Raw genomic sequence first — 26,071 nt, 5'->3', positions numbered from 1 at the left:
CCGCATGCGTCAGCCCACCACCAACGACGTCTGCTGGGTTAGTTGGTGTGCGTAGTGGTCGAATCGCCCTCCGGACACAATTTTTTTCATCGCATTACCCCTCTGACCAGCACATATGGCCGTGTGCCACTGAGGCCAGCCGAGTCGGGTAAGTCGCAAAACCGCAGGCAGGAGCCCGTGGGGGTTCAAGACGGGTCAATCTAAGAGATCCTTGAGAAACCGACGACATCAGCGGATCATGGGGCCTCCCTACCGCGGAGGCCATCAGCCGATCGAGTCACCGCAGGCGACCCTGACCAGGCCACCACTGCCGAAGGTGGGACCCCATGCAGAAACCGGACCGGCCCCAGAACTCTTCACCGACGCACGCCACCCACCGGGACGCCAGCACGGAACAGGCAGAGCTCGAAGTCATCGTCCCGACGAATCCGCCCGACCTCACACCTGCCGCGGCTCGAGCATTGATGCATCTCCTCACCAACTTCACGACCACGCCGCTATAGCCGAACCCCGCGACAACAGATGACGATCCACGGCGTAGACCGAAGGCGAGACCTCATACCGCCCTCCACGCCCCGTCCCGACGAAAAACCCGAGCGCCCCCAGCTTCGGCCAGTACTATCAGGAGCACCCGCAGTCAACATGCTGGTCGACAACAGCGCTGACCCATCTCAGATGGACTGCCCCTTCAGTCCTGAACGCAGGACCCGGTCAGCGGTGACCGCGACGACCAGCCCGCCACACAGCGCAACAAAGATCGACGGGAAAGTCCGACCCGATCGATAGAGCGATCGGCTGCCTTGTAGCTATTCCTCAGCCACGCAAGCACTGCTCGATTGTGCGTGCACGATCCCTCCAATCGCGCGCGACTCGCCACATGCGTCGGACGAGGGCTGAGGACCGACTGGCGTGTCCTCGCGCTGCATAAGTGCCGAAGTCCCGGCGACAGCCCTCCGCCGCAATTCTGTGGTATCCGATTCAGGCGCGTCTTGCTGCGGTCGAGGGGGTCAATCGGCGGCTTCGCGCTCGACCCTGTCGAACTCGATCTCACCAGAGCCGAGGACCTGCAATGTGCCTGCCGAGTCGGCACGGACAATTAGGTGCTCGATCAACCGGCGCGCGACCACAGCAGCCGCGCTTTCATCGGTGTGGTTCCACACAGTGCGAGAGACCGTCTTGCCAGAGGTTTGTGATCCACGAAAGGAACGAAGGACCACCGCGAACTGGTCGCGGCCGATTCGTCCACCGATTACACGACTAGCCTTGGCGACCGCGACTTCGGCCACTTCCTCGGCGCGAATTGCTCCTGACCCGGTCGAGATCCACAGCACTCCCATCTGCCCAGTGTGCTCCGTCAACGCAGTTCGGCGGCGCAGCGGCACGCCCGCTGATCGCTGCGCGTCACCAAATCTGACGTCTCCGGGAGCGCGACTCGAACGAGAGCGCTCCGTTGTCGACTGCGGCATCGCTCCGGCCTCGCTCAAAGCCGATCCCGCCAACGCTCGAGTACGGAGCATCCGGTTGCTCACCCCCTACCAAAAGCTCTCTGAGCCTGTCGCGAGGAAGCGCGTTGCAGATCAGAGCGAGAGCTTGCAGAGAAGCGGCAATCGTGAATCCTTTCGGTGCTGATCAACTCGCGCGGACTACACGAAAAGTGCGCAGCTGCGGATCGCCGGCATCGGGCACATTCATTCCCGCGGCGACACCGGTACACAGGTAGTCCACGACTGCGGCGTCGATTCGTTCGCCCGGAATGATCGCAGGAATACCCGGCGGGTACGGGGTGAGCTGCTCGGCCGAGATCCGGCCTGCCGCGCAATCCGCGGGAACTGCCTCGGCGGGTGCGAAGAACGCGTCACGCGGCAGCATCACCGTCTCCAGTTGCAGCTGCTCTGGTGAGGGCAACCGGACCTGTACTGGACCGGGATGGTCGAGCCCGGCTCGCCACAGGGCGAGACCGTCGACGAGCGCGTCAATAGTGGATGTGTCATCGGCCGGAGAAATGGTTGCCAGCACCCGCCGGTGATCGCTCAGGCCCACGTCGAGGTGGCGGTGCTCGCGCAGCCAGTCCGCCGCGGCGTAGCCGGTGGTGCCTGTGGCCGCGACATCGACGAGAACCTGGAGCAGATCGAGGTCGTGGGAGGCCTCGACACCGAGGAGTTCGTCGTGCATCACAACGATCCCGGCGATCTCAGCGAGTTCGGCGCGCACTCTGCGCGCCGAGGCCAGTGCCTCGCCGAGTAAGTCGTGGCCGAATTCGACCATCTGCCTGCGCCATCCGTCGAGCGCGGCATAGATCAACACGTTGGGGCTGGTAGTCATCAGCAGATCGGCGCAACCGCGCAGGCGCACCGGATCGACCAGATCGCCCTGCAGATGAAACACCGAACCTTGTTCGAAGCCCATGCCCATCTTGTGCACGCTCACCACACAGATATCGGCACCGACGTCCATCGCCCAGGTCGGAAGGTCGGGATGGAAAGGCAGGTGTGCGCCCCACGCCTCGTCGACGATCAGCGGCTTGCCACGCGCGTGACACACCTGCGCGATGCCCCGAATGTCGGCACAGGTGCCGTAGGGGCTGGGGCTCACGATCAAAACTCCCGCAGCGTCGGGGTTTTCGCGCCACGCCTGTTCTACCTGTGCCGGCGACGGCGGATGGGAGAAGTGCCGTTCGGCATCCCAGCGAGGGGTGATCCAATGCGGGCGCACACCGGAGAAGATCAACCCGGCCACGATCGATTTGTGCGAATCTCTGGCCACCAGCAGCCCACCGTCGTCGCCACCAGCGACGGCCATCATCGCTGCCTTCACCGACAGGGAACTGCCGCAGGTCGAGAAGAAGGCGCTATCGGCACCCACCGCATCGGCCATGAGTTCCTCGGCCTCAGCCAGAACCCCTCCCCGTGCGAGCCGGTCGTCGAGCCCGGGCGAGGCGAGGATGTCACTGCGGAAAGCGTCGGCACCCAGCGCGCTCAACACACGACTGTCGATGCCGCGGCCCTGGCGATGTCCGGGCGGGGTGAACCCGTAGCGACCGAGATTGTGGTACTCGGCGACCGCGGCGAGCAGCGGGGCGGTGGTGTGGTCCATCAGATCGGCCTCCTATCCACGCTTCCGACGGTTCGGGCAGTGACCGCACCATCGCCAACAGTGCCCATAGTCGGCCCGGACATCGGGCCGACTGACCACCATGCTCCGGCAGTGCCCGTACCGACCCACTCGAAACGAGCACGGCAGGCTCAGCCGCGGTCGCCGACAAGGGGTGGTTCTGACGGCCAAAACCGATCGGCCGACGCTGGTGCTCTACGCGATGCTCAAAATCGAGTAGCCCTACCGATCTCCCGCACCGATTCCGGCTTGACGCGCACTGAGAACCCGATTCGTTCATGCTGGTAGGCATGGAAAATCGATGGGTCGGGATCACGATCGACTGCGCGAACCCCACACGACTGGCATCGTTTTGGAGCGCGATCCTGAGCATCCCCGCCACAGCCGAACACGGCGATGATCCGGGATGGGCAACCGTCGGTTCCCGCTTCGACAGCAGACCGCGATTGACCTTCCAACGAGTGGCCGAGCCCAAGATCGGAAAGGTCCGCATCCACCTCGACATCGAAGTTGCCGATATCGAAGCCGGTTGCCGTCAGGTTCAGAACTTGGGCGGCCGCTGGTCCGGCGAGCGGCACGACTACGACGAAGGAGTCGTCATGATCATGCGCGATCCCGAGGAGCACGAATTCTGCCTGGTCCAATACTTCCGTTGAGGCTCCGACCGGTCACTGCACGGTTTGACGAATCCCATAGGGACATCCCCGTGCCGTTGCGGCGAGCGCATGGATATGCGACGTGATCTTGATCAGGAAACCTGGGTCGGCGACGGCTGGCCAGCCGGGACGACAGCGTCACACAAGGCACGTGTCGGCGATTGTTGCCGCATACGACATCGCGGACTCGCGGCACAATCGCCGAGTGCCCGCACACACCGCTGAGTTGGTGTTGGTCTCGAACTAGTACCAATACTTCCGGCCGCCGACCGCGCGCCCCGTTGTACCGAGCAGGAAGAGGATCGCTCCGATAACGATAAGGACGATTCCGATCGTCCAGAGGATCGAGATCCCGGTCAGGAAGCCAATTAACAACAATATCAACCCGAGCACGATCATGGTCGTACCTCATTTCACATAACCTGAGCAAGAACGCTGTCAGGTAACTCCATTAAACACGCATACCCCAACATTCGGAAGACGATGCCTGGTAGCCGACGGACACCGCACGGTGGTCGGTGAACTGCTTCGAGCTCGTATTGGGTGGAGAAACACCACCGGGCAGTTCGGACACCGATAGTTGACACGAATAAGGTCGCAGGCCAACAGAAACGTCGCATTCTCGGGGCGAAGGCGCAGGCTCGAATCGCGCAGCTGGTGCTGCATAGTCGAGAACAACCGTTGCCTTCCATCTCAACACACATCGCCCCGCTGTCATCGATCGTGACGGTGCTGTTGTTGCACCCGAAGGCTCGCGCACTCCGTCACCATCTGAGATCTAGAACGACTCCCGAGCGCCATGACACCTTCCTCGCACCGCTGACGGCGCAGCTCCGGCTCGCGACACCTTTTTCGAAGGTGGTTCAGTGTGAGCGCCTCATGAGTGAACGACTTTCGCCATCGACAGCAGCATCTCGATCGCATACTGCACCGAACGAGCGACAACTTGCGCCGGATCACAGTCGTACTGCCGGTGACTCGCCCGCGCATCGCTGCGCGAGACCACACAGAACCACACTGAACCGGCAGCCTCGCCGTCCTGCGGATCAGGGCCGCCGACACCGGTGGTGGCGACTGCGATATCGGCGTCCATCAGCGACCGCACACCCTCGGCCATCGCTCTCGCCGCAGCCTTGGACACCACCGGCACATCGGGAACCCCGAGCACACACCGTTTGACATCTGCGGCATAGGCGACGACCCCACCGCGATACCACACCGCAGCATCGGCTGCGGCGCCCAGCGCGGTAGCGACGTTGCCTGCGGTCAACGATTCGGCGGTAGCGATTGTCACTCCACCTCGTTTGGCAACCTCAGCGAGCTGATCTGCTGCCGCCTTGATTTCGTTCGTCATTCGCTCTTCTCCCGCGTCGATCGACCGTGCTTCGACGACGTTTGCCCGACCACTGAACGCCGAGCAATCTTCAGCGCGGTGTCGGTGAGCTGGTTTGTGCTTGCGCGATCCCGCGCTTCGGTCCATGCCTGGCGGGATAACCTCACAGAATCGGTCTACCCCCCGTCACCGCTAGCCTGGCACCGGAGATGTAGCTACCGTCGTCGCCCGCGAGCAGGACATAAGCCGCTGCGAGTTCGGCAGGCTGGCCCGCCCGGCCCAAAGGTGTGTCGTCGCCGAACTTGCCGACCTTTTCCGGTGGCATGGTGGAGGGAATCAAAGGCGTCCAGATCGGGCCGGGCGCCACGCTGTTCACCCGGATGCCCTTGCCGCCCAGCAGTTGCGCCAAGCTGGCCGAAAGATTCGAGATCGCCGCCTTGGTCGCCGCATACGGCGCCAAGGTTGGATTGGGCATATCGGAGTTCACCGACGAACTGCCGATGATCGAGGAGCCGGGGCCCATGTGCGGCACCGCGGCCTGGACCAGATGGAAGTACGCGCCCACATTCAACGCGAAGGTATAGGCGAATTCCTCATCAGTGATTTCAGCCAGATCCGTGTGCGTCATCTGATACGCCGCGTTGCTCACCAAGACATCGATCGCGCCGAATTCAAAGACAGCTCTTTCGATGACCGCACGACAGTGCGCCGGGTCCGAAAGATCACCGGGAACCAGGACTGCCCGCCGACCCGCCTCGATCACCAAGTCGGCGACCTCCTGGGCATCTTGATCCTCGTCCAGATACGAGATCAACACGTCAGCGCCCTCACGGGCGAACGCGATCGCCACAGCTCTGCCGATCCCGCTGTCGGCGCCGGTGACCACCGCCGCCTTGCCCGTCAGCTTCCCCGAGCCGCGGTAGGTCTTCTCCCCACAATCGGGGACAGGCGACATCCGTGCCTGAATACCGGGCACGTCTTGCTGCTGTTCGGGAAAGCCCATGATCGAATCCTTTCGCTCGGCGACCAGCTGTCTCTGCTGACTACCGCGATATTCGCGGTGCAAACAACGATCAGCTCAGCTCTGCCGTCGCAGGCAGGCACAGTCGAGACGCCGATGGGATCCACTGTCGATTCGTTCAATACCGACATCACCGCACACCACGTGTGAGCTCCTGGTTGTCGAGCCATCGAGGTGAAATGATCAGTCGGTGACCGAACCTGACCTGGACCCCGAGCGCGCGAGCCAGCAGGACGACGACGTCGAGCGGTTCGCCCGCGCGTACCGACCCGCAGGTGTCGGCACCTTCACCTTCTGGTTCACCACCCAACGGTGGGAGTGGTCGCCCGAGGTGTACCGCATGCACGGCTATGCTCCCGGCGAGATCGTGCCGACCACCGAACTGCTGCTCTCACACAAACATCCCGAAGACCGCGATGTCGTCGCCGGACTGATCACACGCACTATCGCCGAAGGCGAACCGTTTTCGAGCCGCCACCGCTTCATCGACACCAGCGGAAACATCCACGCGGTGATGGTGCTGGCCGACCGAGTCCTCAACAACGACGGCGAAACCGTCGGCACCACCGGCTACTACCTGGATCTGACCGATACCGTCGATGCCGCCGCACTCGCCGGCGCCACCGCCGAGGTGACCGAAAGAGTGACCGATATCGTTGCCACGCGAGCAGTGATAGAACAGGCCAAAGGCGTGCTGATGTACGTGTACAGCATCGATGCAACCCAAGCGTTCAAAGTACTGGTCTGGCGCTCGCAGGAAAGCAACCTCAAACTGCGCGACATCGCCGCCCAGGCCATCGCGGATCTGACGCTACTTCCGTCTCCCCCACCGGCAACGATCACAACCTTCGACCACCTACTGTTGACCGGCCACGAACGCATCGACCCGAACAGCGATACCTGAGCACGCAGCCCGCCTGAGGTTGCCGTCGGTCGTGCAGCATGGCGATTCGTTTCGAACGGCCGCGACGGGTATCTGCACGATGTCGACGCGATGGGCGTCACCGGGGCTGTAGTTCATCGGCTGCCGGACCGGCCGGTAGGCCGTTGACCTGTCGGTACAGCTCCTCGAGCAACCTGCTGAGCATCCGGGAAACGCTCATCTGCGAGAGGCCGAGTATTCGACCGATCTCGGTTTGCATCAACTGGTCGTAGAACCGCCTCACCAACAACTGGCGGTCTTCGTTCGACAGTGCCGCAACCACTGGCCCGGCCACCAGCGCGGTGCACCGTCGGCGGTGAGACCCACGCCGTGTCGGCGGTGTGCACCCACCTGCGAGGCATCCTGAACTGGAACGATGCCGAAAAGACCTGGGACTGCCCGCTCCACGGCTCCCGCTTCACACCAGATGGCACGGTGCTCGAGGGCCCCGCGACCGCGCCGCTCCCCCGCTGATTCGCTCTCGAAACAAGCCTCGTGAGAGGTGGGTCGCCGTCATTCCCGCTGATCCCGATTCCGATAGACGCCGACAAATCCACGCGCAACCATCGTTCGGCGGCTTCGTCAACGCCTGCGGAGCGACTGCCCTGTAATCGCGGTCACGGCAATTGTTTTCAGCCGATGTCTTGATTCGAACCCGAAAACGCGGGCATTCGAACAATGAAACCCGCCACGTTCCCGATCGAAAGAGAGCCCAGTGTTCATGAGACGAACGCGCCGCCGCGTCCACCACATGGGCCGCGTCGCGTTGCTGGGCGCTGTCGTATCGGCGGGTGTTATCGCCTGCGTAACGACTACCGAGTCGCAAGGCTTCACTGGGGTTTCCGCCTCTACCGGGGCACCGGTCATCGATCCAGTCGCCGGTGCACGGTTGTGCGAGACGATGTGGGCCGATCTCGCTAGCTGGCGCCAGCAGGGCAGTGCGATTGCTCGCGTGAGGTTCAACGGTGTCGTCCACACCTGGGCACTACGCAACGGCGCGATCAACATCGCAGTCGCCGACCACCGCGACGCGATCGACACAGTCACCCGCGACCAATGCCCCAACGCACGCCAGCAGGTCACACAGATCATCGACACCATGGACCTCGCCTCAGGGCTCATCGGATTCTGATTCCGCGAGCACGCGCTGTTTGAGAACTGATTTGCGCGGTAGGACCACAGTGGCGGCCCGACCACGGCCACCAAGATTTTTTCATGGCGAAGGAGGAGGATCCATGGTCTCTCAGGACATCATCGCCCAATTGCGACAGGACATCACCACCGCCAGCGACGCAGGAGACGAAGCAACCGCAGACCGGCTTCGCACCGAACTGTCGAAGGCTTTGCAGCATTCCGACGATCGATCTGCCGACAGCGGGAAGTGAAGAAGGACCGGCACCTGGCCCACCGACCAGCTCGGCCCGGAAGGGAAAACCATGTCGATGCAGGTAGCGGATTACGTCCTTGCGCGGCTGCGGGAATGGGGTGTCGGGCAGGTCTTCGCCTACCCCGGTGACGGCATCAACGGCCTGGTCGCCGCCTTCGGACGAGCCGAGAACTCGCCGCGGTTCGTGCAGAGCAGACACGAGGAGATGTCGGCCTTCCAGGCCACCGGCTACGCGAAATTCAGCGGCACCGTCGGCGTGTGCATGGCCACCTCGGGGCCAGGCGCGATTCACCTCCTCAACGGCCTCTACGACGCCAAGCTCGATCATGTACCGGTAGTCGCCATCGTCGGCCAGACCGCCCGCAGCGCGATGGGCGGCAGCTACCAGCAAGAGGTCGACCTGCAGTCACTGTTCAAGGACGTGGCTTCGGACTACCTTGTCGAAGTCAATGTCGCCAACCAACTACCCAACGCGCTCGATCGTGCCATCCGCACCGCCCTGACGTGCCGCGCGCCGACCGCGGTGATCATTCCGGCCGACCTGCAAGAAGAGCCCTACGAGCCGCCCACGCATGCCTTCAAAGAGGTGCCGTCGAGCCCACCGAGCATTTCATCGACCACCTCGCTCCCGGCGCTCTCGGAGATAGAGCGAGCGGCAGAGGTGATCAACGCCGGAACCAAGCTCGCCGTGCTCATCGGCCAAGGCGCACGCGGTGCGGCCGAGGAGGTGCTTGAGGTCGCCGAGCTGACCGGTGCGGGCATCGCCAAGGCACTGCTGGGCAAGGACATGCTCGCCGATGACCTACCCTTCGTTACCGGCTCGATCGGCCTGCTCGGCACCCGCGCGAGCTATGAGCTGATGCGCGACTGCGACACCCCGCTGATCGTCGGCTCGAACTTCCCCTACAGCCAGTTCCTACCCGAACTGGACCAAGCCCGAGCCGTGCAGATCGACGTGGACGGCGCATCGATCGGCATGCGCTACCCCACCGAGGTGAACCTCGTCGGTGAAGCGAAAGCCACACTGCGCGTGATGCTCCCGCTGCTGAAGCGCCAAGACGACCGCTCCTGGCGCGACACCGTTGAACAGAACGTGCGGCACTGGTGGCAGACGCTGGAACGCCAAAGCATGCTCGGCGCGGACCCGGCCAACCCGATGCGGGTGGTGTGGGAACTGTCGCAGCGCGTTCCCGACAACGCGGTCATCACCGCGGATTCGGGCTCGTCCACCAATTGGTACGCCCGCTGCCTACGTATGCGCGCCACCATGCGCGGCTCGTTGTCGGGCACGCTGGCCAGCATGGGCGCCGCGGTGCCCTATGCCATCGGCGCTAAGTTCGCGCACCCCGACCGCCCGGTGATCGCGCTGGTCGGCGACGGCGCGATGCAGATGAGATGCAGATGAACGGCCTCAACGAGCTGATCACGATCCACCGCTACCAGCACCTGTGGGCCGATCGACGACTGATTGTCTGCGTCTTCCACAACAATGACCTCAACCAGGTCACCTGGGAGTTGCGCGGCATGGGCGGCGCACCGAAATTCGAAGAGTCGCAGACACTTCCGGATGTCTCCTACGCCGATATCGCTCGGTGCACGGGCATCGAGGCGATCACCGTCGACAACTCCGAGAACATCGGGCCAGCCTGGGATCGCGCGCTGGCCGCGGACCGCCCGATACTGCTCGACATCCGCTGCGATCCCGAGGTGCCGCCCATCCCGCCCCACGCCACCACCGAGCAGATCAAGGACATGGGTCGCGCCGTACTCGCGGGCGATCCGGGCGCATGGCACCTGCTGGTCCAGGGCGTGAAAAGCAAAGCTCAGGAATTCCGGCCTTGACCAACAGCTCGCACGCCACCGTTTCATCCACCTGCTTGGGTTAGGAACAACAGGGTATGGCCCTGCTATGCCTGACTCGCTGAAGCGGGCGGTCACCACCCCGCTGCTGTACTTCTTCATCCTCGGCGACGTGCTCGGCGCAGGCGTCTATGTGTTGGTCGGATCGGTCGCGCGTGAGTCCGGTGGCGCGGTCTGGCTGCCGCTGTTGACTGCACTGGTGCTGGCCGCGCTCACCGCGGGCTCCTACGCCGAGCTGGCCACCAAGTACCCGCGAGCCGGCGGATCGGCCCACTACGTCACCATCGCGTTCGGTCCCGCAGCTGGTTCGTTCGTCGGTTTCTGCATGCTCGCCGCGGGGATCGTCTCGGTGGGCGCGCTGGCCAGGGCGTTCGCCGGAGACTACTTGCAATCATTGATCTCGTTGCCGACCCTCACAGTCGTAGTCGTCTTCCTGGCGCTGCTCGCCGCACTCAATATCCGCGGCATCAAGGAGTCTCTCGGTGCGAATGTGGTGGCCACTCTGGTGGAAGTCGGCGGTCTGCTGCTGATCATTGCCTTGGGTGCCTGGCTGATGCTGCGCGGTGATGCGGATCTAAGCAGGCTCACCCAGGTGGGCACCGCCGACCACGGTGCCATCGGTGCGGTGCTGGCGGGTTCGGTGCTGGCGTTCTACTCGTTCGTCGGGTTCGAGACCTCCGTGAACTTGGCCGAGGAGGTCAAAAATCCGCGGCGGTCCTACCCCACCGCGCTGTTCGGGGCATTGTTCACCGCGGGGGTGGTGTACGTGCTGGTCGGTGTGGTCGCCAGTGCTTGCGTACCCACCGATCAGTTGGCCCAGTCCAGTGGTCCGCTGCTCGAGGTGGTTCGCGCCGCCGGTGACATCCCCGACTGGCTGTTCAGCGTGATCGCCTTGGTCGCCGTCGCCAACGGCGCGCTGCTCACCGGCATCATGTCGTCACGGCTGGCCTATGGGATGTCCAACGACGGGCTGCTGCCGCCGGTTTTGGGCCGTATCTTGGCGAGCAGGCGCACACCGTGGGTAGCGATTCTCGCGACGTCGGCGGTGTCGCTGATCCTGGCGTCGACCGGGGAAGTCGACTCGTTGGCCGCCACATTGGTGCTGTTGCTGTTGTTCGTCTTCGTCGGCGTCAACGCGGCAGTGCTGGTCTTGCGGCGAGACACCGGCGAATCCGACCACTTCCGAATTCCGGTCATTTTTCCGTGGCTGGGCTTGGCCTCGTGCCTATTTCTGTTCACCCGGATCGACGGTGAGGTGTGGGTGCGCGGACTCGTGCTCGCCTTCGGAGCCGTACTCGCCCTGGTGAACGCGATCCGGGCCCGCCGAAACGATGTGATCGAGGCAGACCGAAACGGATACGGCGAAACCACGACCAAGGAGGATTCTCATGCCGAGAACTGACGACACCGATGACGAAGCCGACGAGCCGAAAGGTGGGAGACCCGGCCCTACCGATCAGGGTCGCCAGGGTGGGATGGCAACACGTGAAGTAGCCCCAGAGGTGAGCGAGCCAGAAGACCCGCAGGAACCACCTGACTGACCTGTCTGCCTGTCGTTCTTCGGGGCAGGCGCGACAACCTTCACCGCCCTCTGTCAAGCTCGCGCGCTGCTGCAGATTGCGTTGCCGATCGTTGGGCGGGATGCGCCGAACGACGTGCGAAAACGGCCCGAAGCTCAGAGGCTTCGGGCCGCGCGTCCGATATCGGGGTGGGGGCGAGGCTATCGCGATACTCCACGGCGGCCGCTGACCAAATTGACGAGGAACAACAGAATGACCGCGCCGGCGATGCAGGTGAAGAAGCTGAACCACAGTCCACCGCCTTCGACATCCACCCCGAGCAGTTTGAGCAGGAATCCACCGAGCAGGCCGCCGACGACGCCGACGACGATGTTGAGCAGGATCCCTTGCTGGGCATCGGTTTTCATGATCTTGCTGGCGATCCATCCGGCGAGTCCGCCGATGATGATCCATCCGAGAATACCGAGACCGAGCATGGCCTTCTCCCATCATCTCAATGTGTTGACGAGCACCCGGCGTGCTCATCCCATCGCGACATACCCCGGCTTCGCACAGCCAATCAGACGAAGCGGCAGTCACCTCCGTGTCGTCGCCCGAGCAAGCACAGTCGAAACTGCCATGGCCGTCCCTGTGTCTAGGCGTCACACAGGGCGCTCCTACAGCCGACGGAGGAACCGAACGGTCTGAGAAACCGGCCAACACACCGAAGCCCGTCCGGCCGCAGATTGAGTCTCGGCGCATCGGGTATCGCCAGACCAATTCGACTAACCGGAGGGAACAGTGATGACGTCTTCGAATCAGCGCCATGGCCCCGTAGAAAAGCGCTCCGAAGTGTCCGGTGGTGAGTTTCCCGACCATGCTCGCACCACCCGCAGTCACGCTGGCGAGGGCCTCGAAGACGGCTATAACTTCCCCGGTATCATCCTGTGCGCGATGGGAATCATCGCGCTGGGACTGTGCCTGACCGCGACCGGCTATGGCTTCTCCGGCTGGGCCACCATCGGCGCCATCGCCGCAGTGACGCTGGCTGGAGCCGGGATCGCGTGGCTGTTGCTCGAGCATCGGCGGATCAAAGCCAAGGAAGGACTGGCGCTGACAGATCCTCGCGGGCATTGATCCCACCGCCTCCTCATGACCGCGAGGATGCGTTCGACGCAGCGATCGCCGCAGCCATCATCGAGCGGCTCGATCTCGATCGCGCCACGGGCCTGGTGCAACGACGCCGGTTAAGGCTTGTCCTGCGTCCGTTTCAGGTCGACGAGCGTGACCGCTGTCCGACTCGAACCGCATCGACGCTCTGCTGAATGCGGTGGGTCCCGGCCGAAGCTTCGATCGCGCCTAGTTCTGCCCGGTCCGATCAGCGGTCTTACCGGCCGTGGGGTTGGGCAGCGGCCCACTCCTCGGGCGTCGAGCCGGTGGCCATGAAGATCGTTCGGCGGCCGACTTCCACGGTGTGGTCGGCGAATCGCTCGTAGTAGCGGCCCAGCAATGTCACGTCTACAACCATCGCCTTGCTGGCGTGCTCATCGCCGTCGAGTACCGCGGCCAGCAGTTCGCGGTGCAACCGGTCCATCGTGTCGTCCTGTGCTTCGATTTGGGCGGCGTCGTCGGGATCGCCGGAGGCCAGGACCGCGGCGGCCGCCGTCGCCATCGCTACTGCCGCCGCGCCCATGCGAGCCATGATCGGGACCATGGATGCGGGGACCGCGTGCTCGGGATGGCGACGGCGCGCGATGTCGGCGATGTGCTCGGTCAGGGCGCCCATTCTGTGCAGGTTGGTGACCAGCTGGATCGCGGTGACGACTTTGCGGAGCTCGCCGGCCACCGGAGACTGCAATGCCAATAGCGCCATGGTGGTGTGTTCGCATTGATCACGCAGAATGTCGAGTTCCTGACAGATCTCGATGGCCCGCTCGCACTGTTCCAGATCGGCGTGAAGCAATCCGCCTGTCGCGGCCGCGATAGCCGCACGATCATGCAGACACATCGTGTGTAGCTGGTGTGCGAGCTGCTCGAGGTCCTCATGGAAGCGCGTCCGCATGACCTCATTATTGCCCTTCAGCTCGCGTGGCACCCAGATCTTGTCCGCAGCCGTTCAACGACCGCGCCATTAGCTGACGACACCGGTGTATGGCGCAAAAACTCCTCCACTCAGCTCAGCTGAGCGGCGGGGTCGAGGACTATTTTGACGGCCCCGTCGGTCTTGTGCTGGAACATCTCGTACGCCTCGGGCGCGGACGCGAGCGGAAGCCGGTGGGTGGCGAAACTTTCCACCCCGAGCGGGTCGTCTTTGGTCAGCAGCGGCATGATCTGGTCTGCCCATCGCTTGACATTGGCCTGACCCATACGGAGCTGGATCTGTTTGTCGAACAGGACTCGCATCGGTAGTGGATCGAGCATGCCGCCATAGACACCGACCAGCGATATCGTGCCACCCCGCCGGACGATGTCGACAGCCAGCTGCAGCGCCGCCAACCGGTCCACACCCGCGGTGTTCATCAGCTTTTCCGCCAATGCGTCCGGTAAGAGCGACGCCGACCATTGCGCGGTGGCCGCAATCGGGGAACCGTGGGCTTCCATACCGACCGCATCGATCACCGCGTCAGTGCCGCGCCCCTGTGTGGCGTCGCGGATGATGTCGGCGACCTTACCGTCGGCAGCATCCAGATCGATGGTCTCGACTCCGAAACTTGCTGCGCGAGCGAGCCGTTCGGGCACTCGGTCGACACCGAAGATCTTCAGGCCGCGCTGCGCGGCGATCCGGCAGGCCATATCGCCGATCGGGCCCAGACCCAGCACAGTGAGCGAGCCGCCCTCGGTCACCTGGGCGTACTCGACGGCCTGCCATGCGGTGGGCAGCACGTCGGACAGGTAGAGAAATCGGGTGTCGTCGGACCCCGAGGGGACTTTGATGTGGGTGAAGTCCGCGTGCGGTATTCGCAGGTATTCTGCCTGACCGCCCGGGACCTGACCGTAGAGCTTGGAGTAGCCGAACAGTGCCGCACCGCTGCCTTGGTCGCGCACTTGAGTTGTCTCGCACTGAGTCATCAGACCGTGGTCACACATATAACAGCGACCACAACTGATCTGAAACGGGACCACGATGCGATCGCCGACAGCGAGATCGGTGATCGCCGACCCGACTTCCTCGACGATGCCGATCGGTTCGTGTCCGAGTATGTCGCCTTCGCTCATGTAGGCGCCCAGTACCTCGTACAGATGCAGATCCGAGCCGCAGATCGCGGTGGAGGTGACGCGGATGATGGCGTCGGTGGGGGCCTCGATTTCGGGATCGGGCACCGTGTCCACGGCGACTTTCCGTTTGCCTTGCCAAGTGACGGCCTTCATTACTGCCTCTCCTGGTCGTCTGCGAACGCTCGATGTCGAAACCTTCGATAGGTGGCGCCTACCCGGTCTTCGCGAGACCAATCAGGACCCACGACCCGGTTCGCCCGGATTGAGTGATGCCCGGTGGGGTATGCGGGAAATTTCAGTCAGTTGGTGCTTTCCACGTACCAGCCGTCTGGCGGCCGCGGGGGCCGTCCGGGTTTGGCCAGCATCGGTGCTGGCACCACCAGACCCACAAGATCAGGCTAACCCCCGGCAAACCTGCGGTTGCGGTCCCGTCCCCATTCGGCGGGTGTGTTCAGGCCGTGCGCAGCCGTCGTGCCTGCTGCCCGGGGATTCGAGTAGGCTGTACGGGCAGTCCGCCGGCCATGATGTCCTTCCACCAGGCTTGCAGCGGGCTCGGGTCGGGCCAGCGCGCCGGTGAAGTGTCCATTTCCCGGGGTTCGCTGAGTCGGGGGTCGAGATCGTGATACATGAGCTGCTACCTCGAATGCGTTGAATTCCTGCAGGATTCAGCGGCACGTTCGAGGAGCGTCAACGCGAACCGAGCACCGACACGACCACGCGGGCGGGTGCGGCCGACAGGGCTTGGTCCAGCGTGGTGTGAACGGGTAGCCACTCGGTCAGCCCCGCGACCGTGACGACGCGGTCGACGACGTTGGGGAACGGGTTGAACACGCTGACCTGTACGCCGCGAGTCAGACCCTGCTGGGCACGGTCGGCCAGGTCCAGGATCGGTCGGCAGCCGATGAACCGGGTCGAGCTCAGGTTGATGACGAGGTGGCCGCTGTCGGCGGCTTCGGTGATGGCGATGTCGAGTATGCGGCGCCATCGAGGCTGGGTGTAGGCGTCGGCTTCGCCGTAGACGTGCAGTATCGCGGCGTCGGCGCGCAGGACGAGGTTGGCGTGTAGTCGTTCGCAGAGGTCTGCGGGTTCACCGGCGACGGGAGGGAACAGGTCACCGCGGTAATGGGGAGGCTGCATCGAAAGCCCTCGCATCTTCGAAGCATCAGCACGCTTCGACATTGCACAGCCGATCCTGGCAGTTCAACACCAGCCGATAACCCATCTCAGCACGGCACCGCGGTTTCCGCCACCTCCGTGACGCAGTCGGTGCCATCGCCGAGCACTGGCCCGTTCGAAAACGACCGTCTGCCGAACACCAGCAGGGACGGTGAGGTCGCGATCTCGACCTCACCGTCGGCGGCCTCGCAGATCCCGGCCCAGGAGTCGATCGTGCCGACCCACGTACCACCGAAATCGGTGAGCCGGTCGCCGACCGCGCTGGTGTACCAATGCCTTTGGTTGCGCCCGGAAACGGCCCGTCAGGCCCGCTCGGCAATTGATGGATGCGGTGCCTGCAAGGCGGTGTCGAGTTGTTCGCGCAGCCGTGCGACGGTGTCTTCGAGTTCGAGGATGCGAGCCACCGCGGCCAGGTTGACACCCTCGCCGGTGAGGGCACTGATGCGCGCCAGGCGGGTGAGGTCGGCACCGCTGTAGCGACGAGTGCCTCCGGCACTGCGAACAGGCGTAAGCAGGCCGTGCTGTTCATACAGGCGCAAGGTCTGAACGCCGATCCCGGCCAGCTCCGCGGCCACCGAGATCGCGTACACCCCCCGCCCGGCCGCCGGCAGGGGCTCGTGTTGTGGATCCAACTGTTCCTCACCTCGCATTCCGTGTCTGCACCCAGATTATCTGATAGCAACCACTTGCACTCTCCTGATTTGAGTGCTAAACAATATCTATGTCAGATGACACAAGTTATCTGGCTGAGAATCTACCAAGATGGGAGTGGTGGAGGTGTCGACCATGCTGATGCGTACCGATCCGATCCGGGATCTGGATCGTCTGACCCAGCAGATGTTCGGAACACCGGCCCGGCCGGCGGCGATGCCGATGGACGCCTGGCGCGACGGTGACGAGTTCTTCGTCGAACTCGACCTTCCGGGCATCGACGCGAAATCGCTGGATTTGGATGTCGAGCGCAACGTGGTGACCGTGCGCGCGTCACGACCGGATCTCGAGTCGAGTAGGTCGATGATCGCGGCCGAACGCATTCGTGGCGTATTCAGTCGGCAACTGTTTTTAGGCGAGAACCTCGACACCGATGCCATCCGCGCCGACTACCGCGACGGGGTGCTGCGCCTGGTCATCCCGGTGGCAGAGAAGGCCAAGCCCCGCAAGATCGACATCGCCCGCCACGACCAAGAACGCCAAGCCATCGACGCCTGAGCGCGGCGGGAGGTCGACGATGCCTGCCTCGATCACCGACACCACGACAGCTCGCTGGTGCGACGACGCCGAGCTGGCGGCGCTGGATCCCGACTACGCCGACCCGATCGCCGAGATCGAGGCCGTCTTCGCCGGGATCACCCCACCACCGCGACCGCCTGCCCGCCCCGACGGTGACAAGCCCGACCGGTACCGGGCGCTACGGCGAATACGAACGCGGGCCTACCCGCTGCCCACCCGGCCGATGGCGCCGTGGTGGGCACCGACTCAGCGCAGCCCTCCGTGGCGACGGCGCGGCTGCGCTACCCCTGTACCGATCCCAGGTTCGCGAAGCGAGGTGATGCGCAATCGACAGATTCCTGACATCGACTCTTCCAGTGAGCTGACAAGTTTCCCTTCGGTCCCGGTGGCCGGGCAGCTGCCCGGCCACCGATTCCATCCCACACCAGCCTGTTTCGAGGAGGACCGGCAAGACCGTATTACCGACTGCGTCCGAGGCCGACCGCGTCGAGCAGGACACCTTCGCCGACGATGCCGACCTCGACCTGGGCCCAGACTTTGACGCCGTGCAGCCAGATGCACCCGGGCCGGCCGGACTCGACTCCGCTGACCCAGCCGACCGTTTCGAGCAAGCATGGAGCACCCCCTATGCCGACGATGACGACCCCTCACTGCTGGCCTACTGACCCACTCACCACCGACTCCACCCCCGACACGATCCATCGTGGTGGCCCGGCCCCGGCATGGGCACCGGGGCAGGTCGACTGGTTCGACACACAGAAGGGCCTCGGGTTCCTGTACCCCGACGACGCCGGTCAGCCGGTGTTCTGCGACTACACCGCCATCGAAACCCCCGGCTACAAAATCCTGCACCCCGGCCAACGGGTCGTGTTCACCAATACCGACACCGGCCGCGGCCCCGAAGCCACCCGAGTACTGACCTACGACCGGACGACCCCCGACACGAAAGCATGTTTCCGACCGCGGTCACGGATCCGATGCCACCGCCACGCAGCCTGAACCAAACCCCGGCCATGCCCTGCCAGGGGCACCCCATGTCCCAACACATCGCCCCCACCGTGGACTCCACCGATTCTGTCGCCATCTGCTGGCCCGAGCCCAGCCCCCTCGATGCCTGGTGGACCGAAATCACGGATGGCGTCCCACCGCGGACCCGCAAGACCCCCGGTGAAGACCCGCACCCATGCCCACACCGTCCTCATACCGGAGGCGGGCATGAGCACCGCACTGGCCGTCATCGAGGGCGTGACCGGGCTGTCGTGCGCCGTGGTCACAGCGGCCTGGGCACAGTGGCGCTGAGCTACTGGTGGGAACTGCGCCACCGCCGTAGTCCGCCGACCAGCCCGCACCAGTCATGCCCGCCGCTACGTCCCTGCGGCCATCACAGCGAACAGCCTGACCCCTGCTCCAACGAGAGCGCGCTCGCCCTTCGAATAACGACCGCCTGTGAACGCGCGGCGCGCTGCCCCGGCCCCTGACCGGGCTGGCCTAATCGCGCTGGCAAACGCGTTATCCGCGCAGCTTTGGCTCTTCGCACCGGCCCATCTTCACCCTCTCGAAACGAGGTAGTACGCCATCGTCTCGGGTCAGATGTGAACCATCTTCCTCTGAGGTAGGCGTCTCAACCCCGAAGGCTGAAACTGCCGCGTATCCAACATCGGCGACCGCTTCCGGTTTATTCGCCTGCTCGACGGTGAACCCTTCTCTCATGACCAACTCACGTAATCGGGTTCCGAGTACGCCGAGCATGGATCTGACCAGCACCACTCTCGTGTTGGCGACCTGTGTGTTCTTTCTGCTGAATCTGACCGCCCTGACCGGGACGCTGACCGTCGCCTTCGCCGGCGCCCTCAGCCTCGGTGCGGCGATGACGATGTCCTCCAAAATGCTGGGCCTCGACGGTATCTAACTCACCTCCCCCCGTTGAGCTTTACGAACGCCAGGAGCTGATCTCCCATGCCCACCACCACCACCGCCGCCCTCCCTACCTACGAAAACGCCGAACCCTTGTTCGCGCACCTGGCGCTGACCGACCCCCACAGCCCCGATCACGCTGCGCTGCGCGATCAGATCATCGAGGTCTGTCTCCCGCTCGCCGAGCACATCGCTCGCAAATACGCCGGTCGCGGTGAAGTGTTCGAGGATCTGCTCCAGACCGCGCGGCTGGGCGTGGTCATGGCAGTCGACCGCTACGACTTGACCACCGGATCGCCGTTCCTGGGTTTCGCGGTCCCCACCATCATGGGTGAAGTGCGCAGACACTTCCGCGACCACATCTGGCCGTTACACGTACCGCGTCGCGAAAAGGAGCTACAGGGCAAAGTCCGGGTGACGACCGACGAGTTGACCCGTCGACTCCAACGCTCCCCCACCGCCCAAGAACTCGCCACCGAACTCGACGTCCCGGTCACCGATATCACCCGGACCCTGGTGGCGGCCAACGCGTTCCAGACGCGCAGCCTCGACACCCCCGCCCGGGAGACCGACGGCGATCCCGGCATGACGATCGCCGAGACCTTCGGCGACGAAGACCTCCGCTTCGAACTGACCGAGGACACGATCACCGTCGCACCCTTGCTGGCGCAGTTGTCGGCCGAGGATCAGCAACTGTTGATCTGGCGGTTCTACGACACACTCACCCAAGGTGAGATCGCCGAACGCCTCGGTGTCTCCCAGATGAGCGTGTCTCGCATGCTCAGCAGACTGCTGGGTGATCTGCGCGCGCAGACCACCGATGACCGCGCTGTGGTCGCGGCCTGAATTCTCACCTTCGCCTGCCTGTCTGCGCTCTTCGCAGCCCGGCTACCTTCAACCGCTCCTCGGATTGCCGCTTGGCCCGACCGACCGGGCGAGGCCATCCGCACAGGTCGGGCCGTCGAATCCTGGGTGAAGGACCGGTTTCCGTAGCGCTCACAACCCTGCGACGGCCCTTCAGCGAAAAGGCAGGCTCAAATGCTGGTCGGGGGCGGCCAGCGCCCGAGCCTGCTGTGGTGGTCGCCGTAGATATGGATGGGCTGTGATCGGGCGCATGGTGGATCGACTTCGCTAGGAAAGGCCGAAGGGGGCTGACTCTGCCCTGCTCGTGCTCCTGACGTCTGTCCGCGAGGACACTTCCGAAGGTGGACCCAATGCAGAAACCGGACCGGCCCCAGAACTCTCCACCGACGCACGCCACCCGCCGGGACGCCAGCACTCAACCGGCAGAGCTCGAAGTCATCCTTTCGACAAATCCGCCCGACCTCACACCCGCCGCGGCTCGCGCATTGCTGCATCTCCTCACCAACCTCGCGAACAGGCCGCCATAGCCGAACCCCGCAACAACAGATGTCGATCCCACGGCGTGGACAGAGGATGAAACCTCATACCGCCTCCACACGCCGCCGCGACGAACAACCCGAGCGCTTACACAGCTTCGGGCGGGACGATCAGGAGCGCTCCCGTTCAGCATGCTGGTCGACAACAGCGCTGACCCATCTCAAATGGGTTGCCCCTTCAGGCATGACAGGATTCGAACCTGCGACCACCTGGCGCGCGTTCCAGTTGTCCGGACGCTACCCATAAGCACCCAATAGTGCTCAGCACCAAGTATTTTCGCGAACCGACCGTTCTCATCGATTCGTATCAGTTCCCATTGATTCCGGTCAGAAGTGTGGGGTTTCTGTGGGGCGCTTGTCCGCGCCCGCTCACCTACATGGCCGCAGCGTCCCAGCCGCCACTGACCGATGGGACCCGCTCTCCGCCGTTCCGACGGTCGTGGCGACAGCACCGCGGCTTCCGCAATACCACTGAGACCACGCACAGCAGGCCAATGCTTGCGCCCATCCCATTGGGCACGGTAGCCATCGGAGCGAACGAGCAGACAGCCATCGCGCCACCTCGATATGGATCACGGTTCGCAGCTGTTCACATACGCCGACTTGCCACGGCAGCGCGTTGTTGATGTATTGCGCGACTTCGTTGTTCATGGTTTCCTCCGGATGATCGGATAGCGATTTGTCAGTTCTGATGAACAGGGCGGTATGTCAGCAGGACCGCGCCGATACCGAAGGTCTTCGAGTCGGTCAGTTCCAAGGTGGCGGCGCTCGCCTGCCGGAACAGCGATTCTCCGTCACCCTTGATGACCGGGACGATCGAGATCTGATATTCGTCGAGCAGCCCCGCCGCACTGAGGACGTCGGTGAGTTGGCCGGCGCCCCAGATGAGGATGTTCTTATCGTCCTGGCTCTTGAGGTCGGTGACGGCGCCGATCAACTCGTCGCGACCGATAATCACGGCGGGACCGCATGCGGTGGTATCCACAGGTTCGGACGCGACGACGTAATTTGGTGATGGCATTGACGTGGTCGGCATAGGGATTACCACCCATATTCGGCCAGGCCGCGGCCATTCCTTCGTAGTTCAACCGACCCAGCAGTAGCGCGTCTGCGCCCACAGTCAGTGCGAAGGCGTTCCGAACGCGGTTGGCCCGGCAGTCAGCGTCCTGCGAATCGGTTAGGGCAATACCGACCTCGGCGCGAACTCTTGGTCGCCACCCATGGAACCTCGCTCATCGACAAGAACCTGTTGATCTCGGCGGTCGATATGCCGTCAGCGACCGGCGCACCCAGGGCCACCTCTCGCGCAACTTAGAGCGGCATGTCGGCATCTGGCGACCTGTCACGCGGTTTACTCTCGCCGACATGCGCTGCGATTCTTCGAATCCGACTCCCGAGACCCAGCCGCTGCCCGATCTGGGCTGCTTCGATCCAGGCGGAGTCGTTGCCGCGCTATGCCGTACTCGCGAGCACCTGGCTACGGTCGCCGAAACCGCCTCGCCGGTCGTGACTCTGATGTATTGCCGCGACGCGGTCATCGCGATCGCGACCGCGGCTCGAGCCATCACCGATCACGCGCTACATGTACCGCCGGCATACCCAGTCCTGGCCGCACGCTGCCAGATGCTGTCCGCTGATCTCGCCGAGGCGATTGCCGAGTCGGTGCCAACTCACCACCCTGCCGTGATACCCGATCCGCTCGCCCTAGCGCCGGACCCGGCACTGCCACGACTGGGCCCCAATATCCCAGGTATCGAAGCCCAGCTCCGCCCGCTGGCACGCGATTTACATCGCGTCGCCCGCACCGTCGCTGCGAGGCCGACCTCGTGGGCCTCGATCAGTACTGCGGGCGAATCCGCTGTCGCTCTGGCTCGCCTGATCACCGCGATGTCCTCCGGGCCCCGCTAACGCTGCCCTCTCAGCGCACGTTGTCCCTGTGCCGCATCGATCACGACTGCGGTCCGAAATCAAACTCGTTCCAGCGCAGCCATTCTGCGATCCTGGTAAGGATCGCGAGTGACTCAGGCGAGAATCCGTGGTGGCCGGTCAGGCTGACTGTTCGCGGCCGATATCTGCGGGATTGAACCCGTACCATCAGGTGTCTGATGGATCAGGGCTCAAGAACCGCACGCTGCCGGAGGCCGTGAAGTGATCAAGTTACTATTGGCTGCCAGCCTTGCCGCTGTCGCTATTGTTGCAATCTCGGGGTGCTCCGATGGCGGGACCCGATTCAGCGATCCGACAGAGCCCCAGGTCGTGCAGCTCGGGAGGATGTCCAACGATGTCGTCGATGGCGCTGGCAGGGCCGACATAAGGGTATTCGATGAGATCACCCCGGTTGCCGTTGCGGACACGCCAAAGGGCACCTATGTTGAGGTCTACATTCTGGTCACCAACGCTGAGGGTGAGTTCCGGCGAGGAGCCGACAATTTCGTCGCGGTCACACAGGCCGGTTGCGTAGTCGGGGAATCAGCTTCACAGGGCCTGGACGCCAAACCTGTCGGAGATGGTATCGGGACATCCAAGGGCGGGAAGGTGAGATTCAAGGTCGACCAGCAGCCGATATCTGCCATCACACTCAGCGGGTCGGATGGCCTGACCAGCGTCATTTAGTACCGCTAGACCGACTCGAGAAGCGTTACGCCGTCGCCGTGTACCTATGGCGCGTAGTCGCACGGTGTTGTGGCTGCCGGTACCGGTGAATGACGTTCTTCACGACGATTAGTAGGCCGCTGCGGGTTCAGCGCGGGTGCCCCTTCTTCCCGGCCCATGAGACCTACCGATAGACTTGTGCCCGATCCGTATAGGCCGGGCGCGCGCTGCCGAAAGAGCTGCAGCGCAATGAGCAAGTTCGGGCCGACTACGGGAACGACCGTTCGGACAGCCTCGGGGCCTGACCGATGGCGCGAACGCGCAGTGGAGCCCTCGCTCATGGCCGCAAGTTTGTTCGTTGAGAACATCGCGATCGGGTAGGGCTGCTTCGAATCGGCGTCGCAGCGACATCTGTACAGAATCAAGGTTGGTGCCACCATGCGGAACTCGCGGAAGTGACGCCCTCCCAAAGTCCGCCTCAAAACAGCTACGGAATCGGCGACTGCGCCCTCTACCGACCTACCGGTGGATCCACGGAGCCCGCAACCGCAGTATGTGGTGCTAGCTAGCCGAGGCAGACGCCACCGCCCCTCGCCCCGACGACGGGATGCCAATGCCGCTCACGGCGCGCGATCCCCACACTACAGAGATGGTTAATTGGGCCAGGTGCGGACCACCGCGAGGACGAGAGCGTCGAGAGCCGCGAATACGATGCCGCCGAGCAGAACCATTGCGCCCGCGAGACTCAGTTTCTCCCAGGCCAGCAATAGTGCGGTCAGACCCGCGACGACGACGAACGAGTCGACACAGATCGAAATGATCGCGATCGAATCGCTAGCCGACTTCGCCAGGATCCAGCTGATAGCACCGTGCACCACGAACGCGACACCCAAGACGACCAGGATCGCCGTCGCGGCTCCCGTGCCGGGCGAGAACCCACCGATGAGAAAGATGAGTAGAACCAGACCCAACAGAACCCTGAGACCAGCGATTCCCCGAACGATCCGCACAACACCCGCGGAGCGTTCGGCACCGACCGGAGCGACGGATCCGGCCTCGAAGGTTTCGTCGTTCGCCATTGAAGACACTCCTCAATCCTGAATGTTGAGTTGTCGGCCAGTCGGGTCGGCCGCGAATCGAGACGTCGCCAAAGAGGCAATATCCCGCGTGTCGTGGAGGCAGTTCTCGGACGCAGGTGGATTGCGATGTCTAAGAACCGCTTTCCCAAACTGCCGAGGTTACCGGCCGACGGATCCTGCGGCGTACTGGTCGGCTTCTTCGAAGGCAAACATGCCCGCAAAGCTATCCTGCTAACCGCCGCCGAGCGCCGCGACCTGGTCGTCTCCGCGCTGGTGCGCTACTTCGGTCCGCAGGCCGCGCACCCGTTCGACCTCGTGGAGCAGGACTGGTCGGCCGAGGAGTTCACTCGTGGTTGTTACGGCGGCCGCCTGGGCGCCGGTGTCTGGACCCAGTACGGCGCCGCACTGGCCGCCCCGATCGGCCGGATCCACTGGGCGGGTGCGGAGACGTCCGAAATCTGGAATGGCTACATGGACGGTGCGATCCGGTCCGGTGTCCGCGCGGCCACGGAAGTTCTTGCCGAACTCGCCTGAGCTGGTTGCGAAATCGAGGTCTGCGCCTCTACAGCCCCTACCGGTGGCATATTCGACCGACAGGGGCGTTCCTGGTCGGTGCGCTTCAGCCCGCGAGCGCGGCCACAGCAGCTGGTGGTCCAGGGCGTGGGCGGTGACGCCGTCGCACACCACCACGGTCGTGGCCGCGACCATCGAATTGACGATGGCTTCCTCGGTCGCGACAACCTCGATGATCGAGCCGCTGAATACGACGAGCTGGGCGGCGCTGTCCTGCAGGCTCGGCACGACGCCGGTGCCACTCCGCTCCCCGACTGGGATCCCATCGATCCGCAGCCGGGGGGCCACCCGTGATTCGGCTGCAGCAGCACCCTGAAGTGGTATCCAATCCCCTTGTCGGCCGGGCGCTTTAGGATGCCGCCATATACTTGGTCGACCGCACAACCGTCGAGGCCGTGATCGGGTCGAAGGACGAGGCACTTGTTCGAGACGATTCAGTTCCTGCGAGAACTGCAGCCCGCCTCGAGTCGCCGCCCTAACAGCAATCGCGAAACCGGTATGGCCGTCCTGGGCCTGTCCGCCCCGCCGGGCGCAGCTCCGCAGGAAGAGGAACCGAACAGCGTGCTCACCTGTTTGATACTGCGGGAAAGGGGAATTCGAGGCTGGGTCATGCCGTGACTCTCAAATCGGCAGCGCCGACACTCGTACGCTGCCTCTCGGGCGGCGCTGCGACGCGCCGTGAGGATGCACACACCAGGAGCCGCCGTGCAGTTTTCGACCCCACCGCAGCAACCCAGCCAGCAGACCACGAAAGCCAGCGACACCGAATCCGGTGTCGCGAATATTTCGCCGGACAACCGCCTCGTTGTTCGCTTGCAGGATCCCGGGCTACGTCGGCTGTGCACCTGCGCTGCTGGGCTGTCCTTGCAAGCACAGTGGCGGTTGGAGGTGGTCGCCGAGGCGTTGCGCGACACCGAGGTCGTCAGCGAACTGCGCGCATAGTGTCCGCCCCATCGGCGTTCTTGCTCCCCCGTCCATCCGCGTACGGCGCCGACGTGACGACAGCTGTTCATTCGTCACCACCGCCATCGGACAGCTGGGGAAAGCTCACTGTCGGATCGAATGGCAATGAGGGTGGCCAACCACCGACTGCGTCCATTGC

Annotated in this window: 31 protein-coding genes and 3 pseudogenes; 19 read left to right on the top strand and 15 right to left on the bottom strand. The window is 63.9% G+C overall.

Going from position 1 to position 26,071, the window contains the following annotated elements; translation table 11 throughout:
• The first annotated feature begins 326 nt into the window (after positions 1 to 326).
• Positions 327 to 503, top strand: coding sequence for a hypothetical protein (locus tag ACFVVI_RS07190; protein ID WP_387443966.1), 177 nt, complete (start codon positions 327 to 329; stop codon positions 501 to 503).
• Positions 504 to 1,007: 504 nt separating this feature from the next.
• Here the strand turns inward: ACFVVI_RS07190 and ACFVVI_RS07185 are convergent.
• Both ACFVVI_RS07185 and ACFVVI_RS07180 read right to left on the bottom strand, forming a co-directional pair.
• Positions 1,008 to 1,337, bottom strand: coding sequence for a hypothetical protein (locus tag ACFVVI_RS07185; RefSeq protein ID WP_387443963.1), 330 nt, complete (start codon positions 1,335 to 1,337; stop codon positions 1,008 to 1,010).
• Positions 1,338 to 1,629: 292 nt separating this feature from the next.
• A complete protein-coding gene (locus ACFVVI_RS07180; RefSeq protein ID WP_387443961.1) occupies positions 1,630 to 3,093 on the bottom strand; it encodes an aminotransferase class I/II-fold pyridoxal phosphate-dependent enzyme in 1,464 nt (487 codons plus the stop codon).
• Positions 3,094 to 3,401: 308 nt separating this feature from the next.
• Here ACFVVI_RS07180 and ACFVVI_RS07175 point away from each other — a divergent pair, with 308 nt between their 5' ends.
• Positions 3,402 to 3,767 (top strand): VOC family protein, encoded by a 366-nt coding sequence (locus tag ACFVVI_RS07175; RefSeq protein WP_387443958.1) that lies wholly within the window; start codon positions 3,402 to 3,404, stop codon positions 3,765 to 3,767.
• 243 nt (positions 3,768 to 4,010) lie between these two features.
• On the opposite strand, the gene ACFVVI_RS07170 is transcribed toward ACFVVI_RS07175, so the two are convergent.
• The 3 genes from ACFVVI_RS07170 to ACFVVI_RS07160 form a co-directional block, all read right to left on the bottom strand.
• On the bottom strand, positions 4,011 to 4,166 hold the full coding sequence (locus tag ACFVVI_RS07170; protein WP_387443955.1) for a DUF6131 family protein: 156 nt from the start codon (positions 4,164 to 4,166) through the stop codon (positions 4,011 to 4,013).
• 478 nt (positions 4,167 to 4,644) lie between these two features.
• Positions 4,645 to 5,121: a CinA family protein gene (locus tag ACFVVI_RS07165; RefSeq protein ID WP_387443952.1), complete on the bottom strand. Its 477-nt coding sequence runs from the start codon at positions 5,119 to 5,121 to the stop codon at positions 4,645 to 4,647.
• A gap of 142 nt (positions 5,122 to 5,263) precedes the next feature.
• A complete protein-coding gene (locus tag ACFVVI_RS07160; RefSeq protein WP_387443949.1) occupies positions 5,264 to 6,103 on the bottom strand; it encodes an SDR family oxidoreductase in 840 nt (279 codons plus the stop codon).
• Positions 6,104 to 6,311: 208 nt separating this feature from the next.
• On the opposite strand from ACFVVI_RS07160, the gene ACFVVI_RS07155 reads away from it, so the two are divergent.
• A complete protein-coding gene (locus tag ACFVVI_RS07155) occupies positions 6,312 to 7,025 on the top strand; it encodes a PAS and ANTAR domain-containing protein (RefSeq protein WP_387443946.1) in 714 nt (237 codons plus the stop codon).
• A gap of 97 nt (positions 7,026 to 7,122) precedes the next feature.
• On the opposite strand, the gene ACFVVI_RS07150 is transcribed toward ACFVVI_RS07155, so the two are convergent.
• A complete protein-coding gene (locus ACFVVI_RS07150; RefSeq protein ID WP_387443943.1) occupies positions 7,123 to 7,263 on the bottom strand; it encodes a hypothetical protein in 141 nt (46 codons plus the stop codon).
• A gap of 5 nt (positions 7,264 to 7,268) precedes the next feature.
• On the opposite strand from ACFVVI_RS07150, the pseudogene ACFVVI_RS07145 reads away from it, so the two are divergent.
• From ACFVVI_RS07145 to ACFVVI_RS07125, 5 genes and pseudogenes are all read left to right on the top strand, one after another.
• Positions 7,269 to 7,517 (top strand): annotated as a pseudogene (locus ACFVVI_RS07145) (Rieske 2Fe-2S domain-containing protein); the annotation flags it as partial.
• Between the two features lie 478 nt (positions 7,518 to 7,995).
• Positions 7,996 to 8,175, top strand: a complete 180-nt coding sequence (locus tag ACFVVI_RS07140; protein WP_301906298.1) for a hypothetical protein — start codon at positions 7,996 to 7,998, stop codon at positions 8,173 to 8,175.
• Between the two features lie 103 nt (positions 8,176 to 8,278).
• Complete coding sequence (locus ACFVVI_RS07135) at positions 8,279 to 8,428, top strand: hypothetical protein (protein ID WP_387443941.1); 150 nt, start codon at positions 8,279 to 8,281, stop codon at positions 8,426 to 8,428.
• Positions 8,429 to 8,479: 51 nt separating this feature from the next.
• A pseudogene (locus tag ACFVVI_RS07130) lies at positions 8,480 to 10,272 on the top strand (thiamine pyrophosphate-requiring protein).
• A gap of 67 nt (positions 10,273 to 10,339) precedes the next feature.
• The gene (locus ACFVVI_RS07125; RefSeq protein WP_387443938.1) at positions 10,340 to 11,692 is read left to right on the top strand and encodes an APC family permease; all 1,353 of its coding nucleotides are present in this window, start codon (positions 10,340 to 10,342) and stop codon (positions 11,690 to 11,692) included.
• Between the two features lie 318 nt (positions 11,693 to 12,010).
• Here ACFVVI_RS07125 and ACFVVI_RS07120 read toward each other — a convergent pair whose 3' ends face one another.
• Positions 12,011 to 12,286, bottom strand: a complete 276-nt coding sequence (locus tag ACFVVI_RS07120) for a GlsB/YeaQ/YmgE family stress response membrane protein (RefSeq protein ID WP_387443935.1) — start codon at positions 12,284 to 12,286, stop codon at positions 12,011 to 12,013.
• A 307-nt stretch (positions 12,287 to 12,593) separates the two neighbouring features.
• On the opposite strand from ACFVVI_RS07120, the gene ACFVVI_RS07115 reads away from it, so the two are divergent.
• Positions 12,594 to 12,926 carry a hypothetical protein gene (locus tag ACFVVI_RS07115; RefSeq protein WP_387443932.1) on the top strand — a complete coding sequence of 111 codons (333 nt, stop codon included), beginning with the start codon at positions 12,594 to 12,596 and terminating at the stop codon, positions 12,924 to 12,926.
• Positions 12,927 to 13,176: 250 nt separating this feature from the next.
• Here ACFVVI_RS07115 and phoU read toward each other — a convergent pair whose 3' ends face one another.
• The 5 genes from phoU to ACFVVI_RS07090 form a co-directional block, all read right to left on the bottom strand.
• Entirely contained in the window at positions 13,177 to 13,851 is a 675-nt protein-coding gene (phoU, locus tag ACFVVI_RS07110) for a phosphate signaling complex protein PhoU (protein ID WP_387443929.1), read from the bottom strand.
• A 110-nt stretch (positions 13,852 to 13,961) separates the two neighbouring features.
• Complete coding sequence (locus ACFVVI_RS07105) at positions 13,962 to 15,158, bottom strand: zinc-dependent alcohol dehydrogenase (RefSeq protein ID WP_387443926.1); 1,197 nt, start codon at positions 15,156 to 15,158, stop codon at positions 13,962 to 13,964.
• A gap of 298 nt (positions 15,159 to 15,456) precedes the next feature.
• Positions 15,457 to 15,591: a hypothetical protein gene (locus ACFVVI_RS07100; RefSeq protein ID WP_387443924.1), complete on the bottom strand. Its 135-nt coding sequence runs from the start codon at positions 15,589 to 15,591 to the stop codon at positions 15,457 to 15,459.
• 101 nt (positions 15,592 to 15,692) lie between these two features.
• Positions 15,693 to 16,142, bottom strand: a complete 450-nt coding sequence (locus ACFVVI_RS07095) for an STAS domain-containing protein (RefSeq protein ID WP_387443921.1) — start codon at positions 16,140 to 16,142, stop codon at positions 15,693 to 15,695.
• A gap of 341 nt (positions 16,143 to 16,483) precedes the next feature.
• On the bottom strand, positions 16,484 to 16,831 hold the full coding sequence (locus tag ACFVVI_RS07090) for a MerR family transcriptional regulator (protein WP_387443918.1): 348 nt from the start codon (positions 16,829 to 16,831) through the stop codon (positions 16,484 to 16,486).
• A gap of 112 nt (positions 16,832 to 16,943) precedes the next feature.
• On the opposite strand from ACFVVI_RS07090, the gene ACFVVI_RS07085 reads away from it, so the two are divergent.
• Positions 16,944 to 17,390, top strand: coding sequence for an Hsp20/alpha crystallin family protein (locus tag ACFVVI_RS07085; protein WP_387443915.1), 447 nt, complete (start codon positions 16,944 to 16,946; stop codon positions 17,388 to 17,390).
• A 479-nt stretch (positions 17,391 to 17,869) separates the two neighbouring features.
• Here ACFVVI_RS07085 and ACFVVI_RS07080 read toward each other — a convergent pair whose 3' ends face one another.
• Positions 17,870 to 18,022: a hypothetical protein gene (locus ACFVVI_RS07080; RefSeq protein ID WP_387443913.1), complete on the bottom strand. Its 153-nt coding sequence runs from the start codon at positions 18,020 to 18,022 to the stop codon at positions 17,870 to 17,872.
• Between the two features lie 16 nt (positions 18,023 to 18,038).
• Here ACFVVI_RS07080 and ACFVVI_RS07075 point away from each other — a divergent pair, with 16 nt between their 5' ends.
• From ACFVVI_RS07075 to ACFVVI_RS07060, 4 genes are all read left to right on the top strand, one after another.
• Complete coding sequence (locus ACFVVI_RS07075; RefSeq protein ID WP_387443911.1) at positions 18,039 to 18,410, top strand: cold-shock protein; 372 nt, start codon at positions 18,039 to 18,041, stop codon at positions 18,408 to 18,410.
• 168 nt (positions 18,411 to 18,578) lie between these two features.
• The gene (locus ACFVVI_RS07070) at positions 18,579 to 18,710 is read left to right on the top strand and encodes a hypothetical protein (protein ID WP_387443908.1); all 132 of its coding nucleotides are present in this window, start codon (positions 18,579 to 18,581) and stop codon (positions 18,708 to 18,710) included.
• Positions 18,711 to 19,119: 409 nt separating this feature from the next.
• On the top strand, positions 19,120 to 19,320 hold the full coding sequence (locus ACFVVI_RS07065) for a hypothetical protein (RefSeq protein ID WP_387443905.1): 201 nt from the start codon (positions 19,120 to 19,122) through the stop codon (positions 19,318 to 19,320).
• 47 nt (positions 19,321 to 19,367) lie between these two features.
• Positions 19,368 to 20,171, top strand: coding sequence for a SigB/SigF/SigG family RNA polymerase sigma factor (locus ACFVVI_RS07060; RefSeq protein WP_387443903.1), 804 nt, complete (start codon positions 19,368 to 19,370; stop codon positions 20,169 to 20,171).
• 1,236 nt (positions 20,172 to 21,407) lie between these two features.
• Here the strand turns inward: ACFVVI_RS07060 and ACFVVI_RS07055 are convergent.
• A complete protein-coding gene (locus tag ACFVVI_RS07055; protein WP_387443900.1) occupies positions 21,408 to 21,761 on the bottom strand; it encodes a dihydrofolate reductase family protein in 354 nt (117 codons plus the stop codon).
• Between the two features lie 329 nt (positions 21,762 to 22,090).
• On the opposite strand from ACFVVI_RS07055, the gene ACFVVI_RS07050 reads away from it, so the two are divergent.
• Positions 22,091 to 22,633 carry a hypothetical protein gene (locus tag ACFVVI_RS07050; RefSeq protein WP_387443896.1) on the top strand — a complete coding sequence of 181 codons (543 nt, stop codon included), beginning with the start codon at positions 22,091 to 22,093 and terminating at the stop codon, positions 22,631 to 22,633.
• Between the two features lie 240 nt (positions 22,634 to 22,873).
• A complete protein-coding gene (locus ACFVVI_RS07045) occupies positions 22,874 to 23,338 on the top strand; it encodes a hypothetical protein (RefSeq protein ID WP_387443893.1) in 465 nt (154 codons plus the stop codon).
• A gap of 632 nt (positions 23,339 to 23,970) precedes the next feature.
• Here ACFVVI_RS07045 and ACFVVI_RS07040 read toward each other — a convergent pair.
• The gene (locus ACFVVI_RS07040; protein WP_387443891.1) at positions 23,971 to 24,396 is read right to left on the bottom strand and encodes a hypothetical protein; all 426 of its coding nucleotides are present in this window, start codon (positions 24,394 to 24,396) and stop codon (positions 23,971 to 23,973) included.
• A 150-nt stretch (positions 24,397 to 24,546) separates the two neighbouring features.
• Here ACFVVI_RS07040 and ACFVVI_RS07035 point away from each other — a divergent pair.
• The 3 genes and pseudogenes from ACFVVI_RS07035 to ACFVVI_RS07025 form a co-directional block, all read left to right on the top strand.
• Positions 24,547 to 24,930 (top strand): annotated as a pseudogene (locus ACFVVI_RS07035) (flavin monoamine oxidase family protein); the annotation flags it as partial.
• Between the two features lie 78 nt (positions 24,931 to 25,008).
• Entirely contained in the window at positions 25,009 to 25,263 is a 255-nt protein-coding gene (locus ACFVVI_RS07030; protein ID WP_387443888.1) for a hypothetical protein, read from the top strand.
• Positions 25,264 to 25,674: 411 nt separating this feature from the next.
• Positions 25,675 to 25,911, top strand: coding sequence for a hypothetical protein (locus ACFVVI_RS07025; protein ID WP_387443886.1), 237 nt, complete (start codon positions 25,675 to 25,677; stop codon positions 25,909 to 25,911).
• The last annotated feature ends 160 nt before the right edge of the window (positions 25,912 to 26,071 follow it).

The sequence above is a fragment of the Nocardia sp. NPDC058114 genome (genome assembly GCF_042884695.1).
GTDB lineage: Bacteria > Actinomycetota > Actinomycetes > Mycobacteriales > Mycobacteriaceae > Nocardia.
The sequence above is the reverse complement of the archived record's forward strand: the minus strand, read 5'-3'. Positions and strand labels throughout refer to the sequence as shown.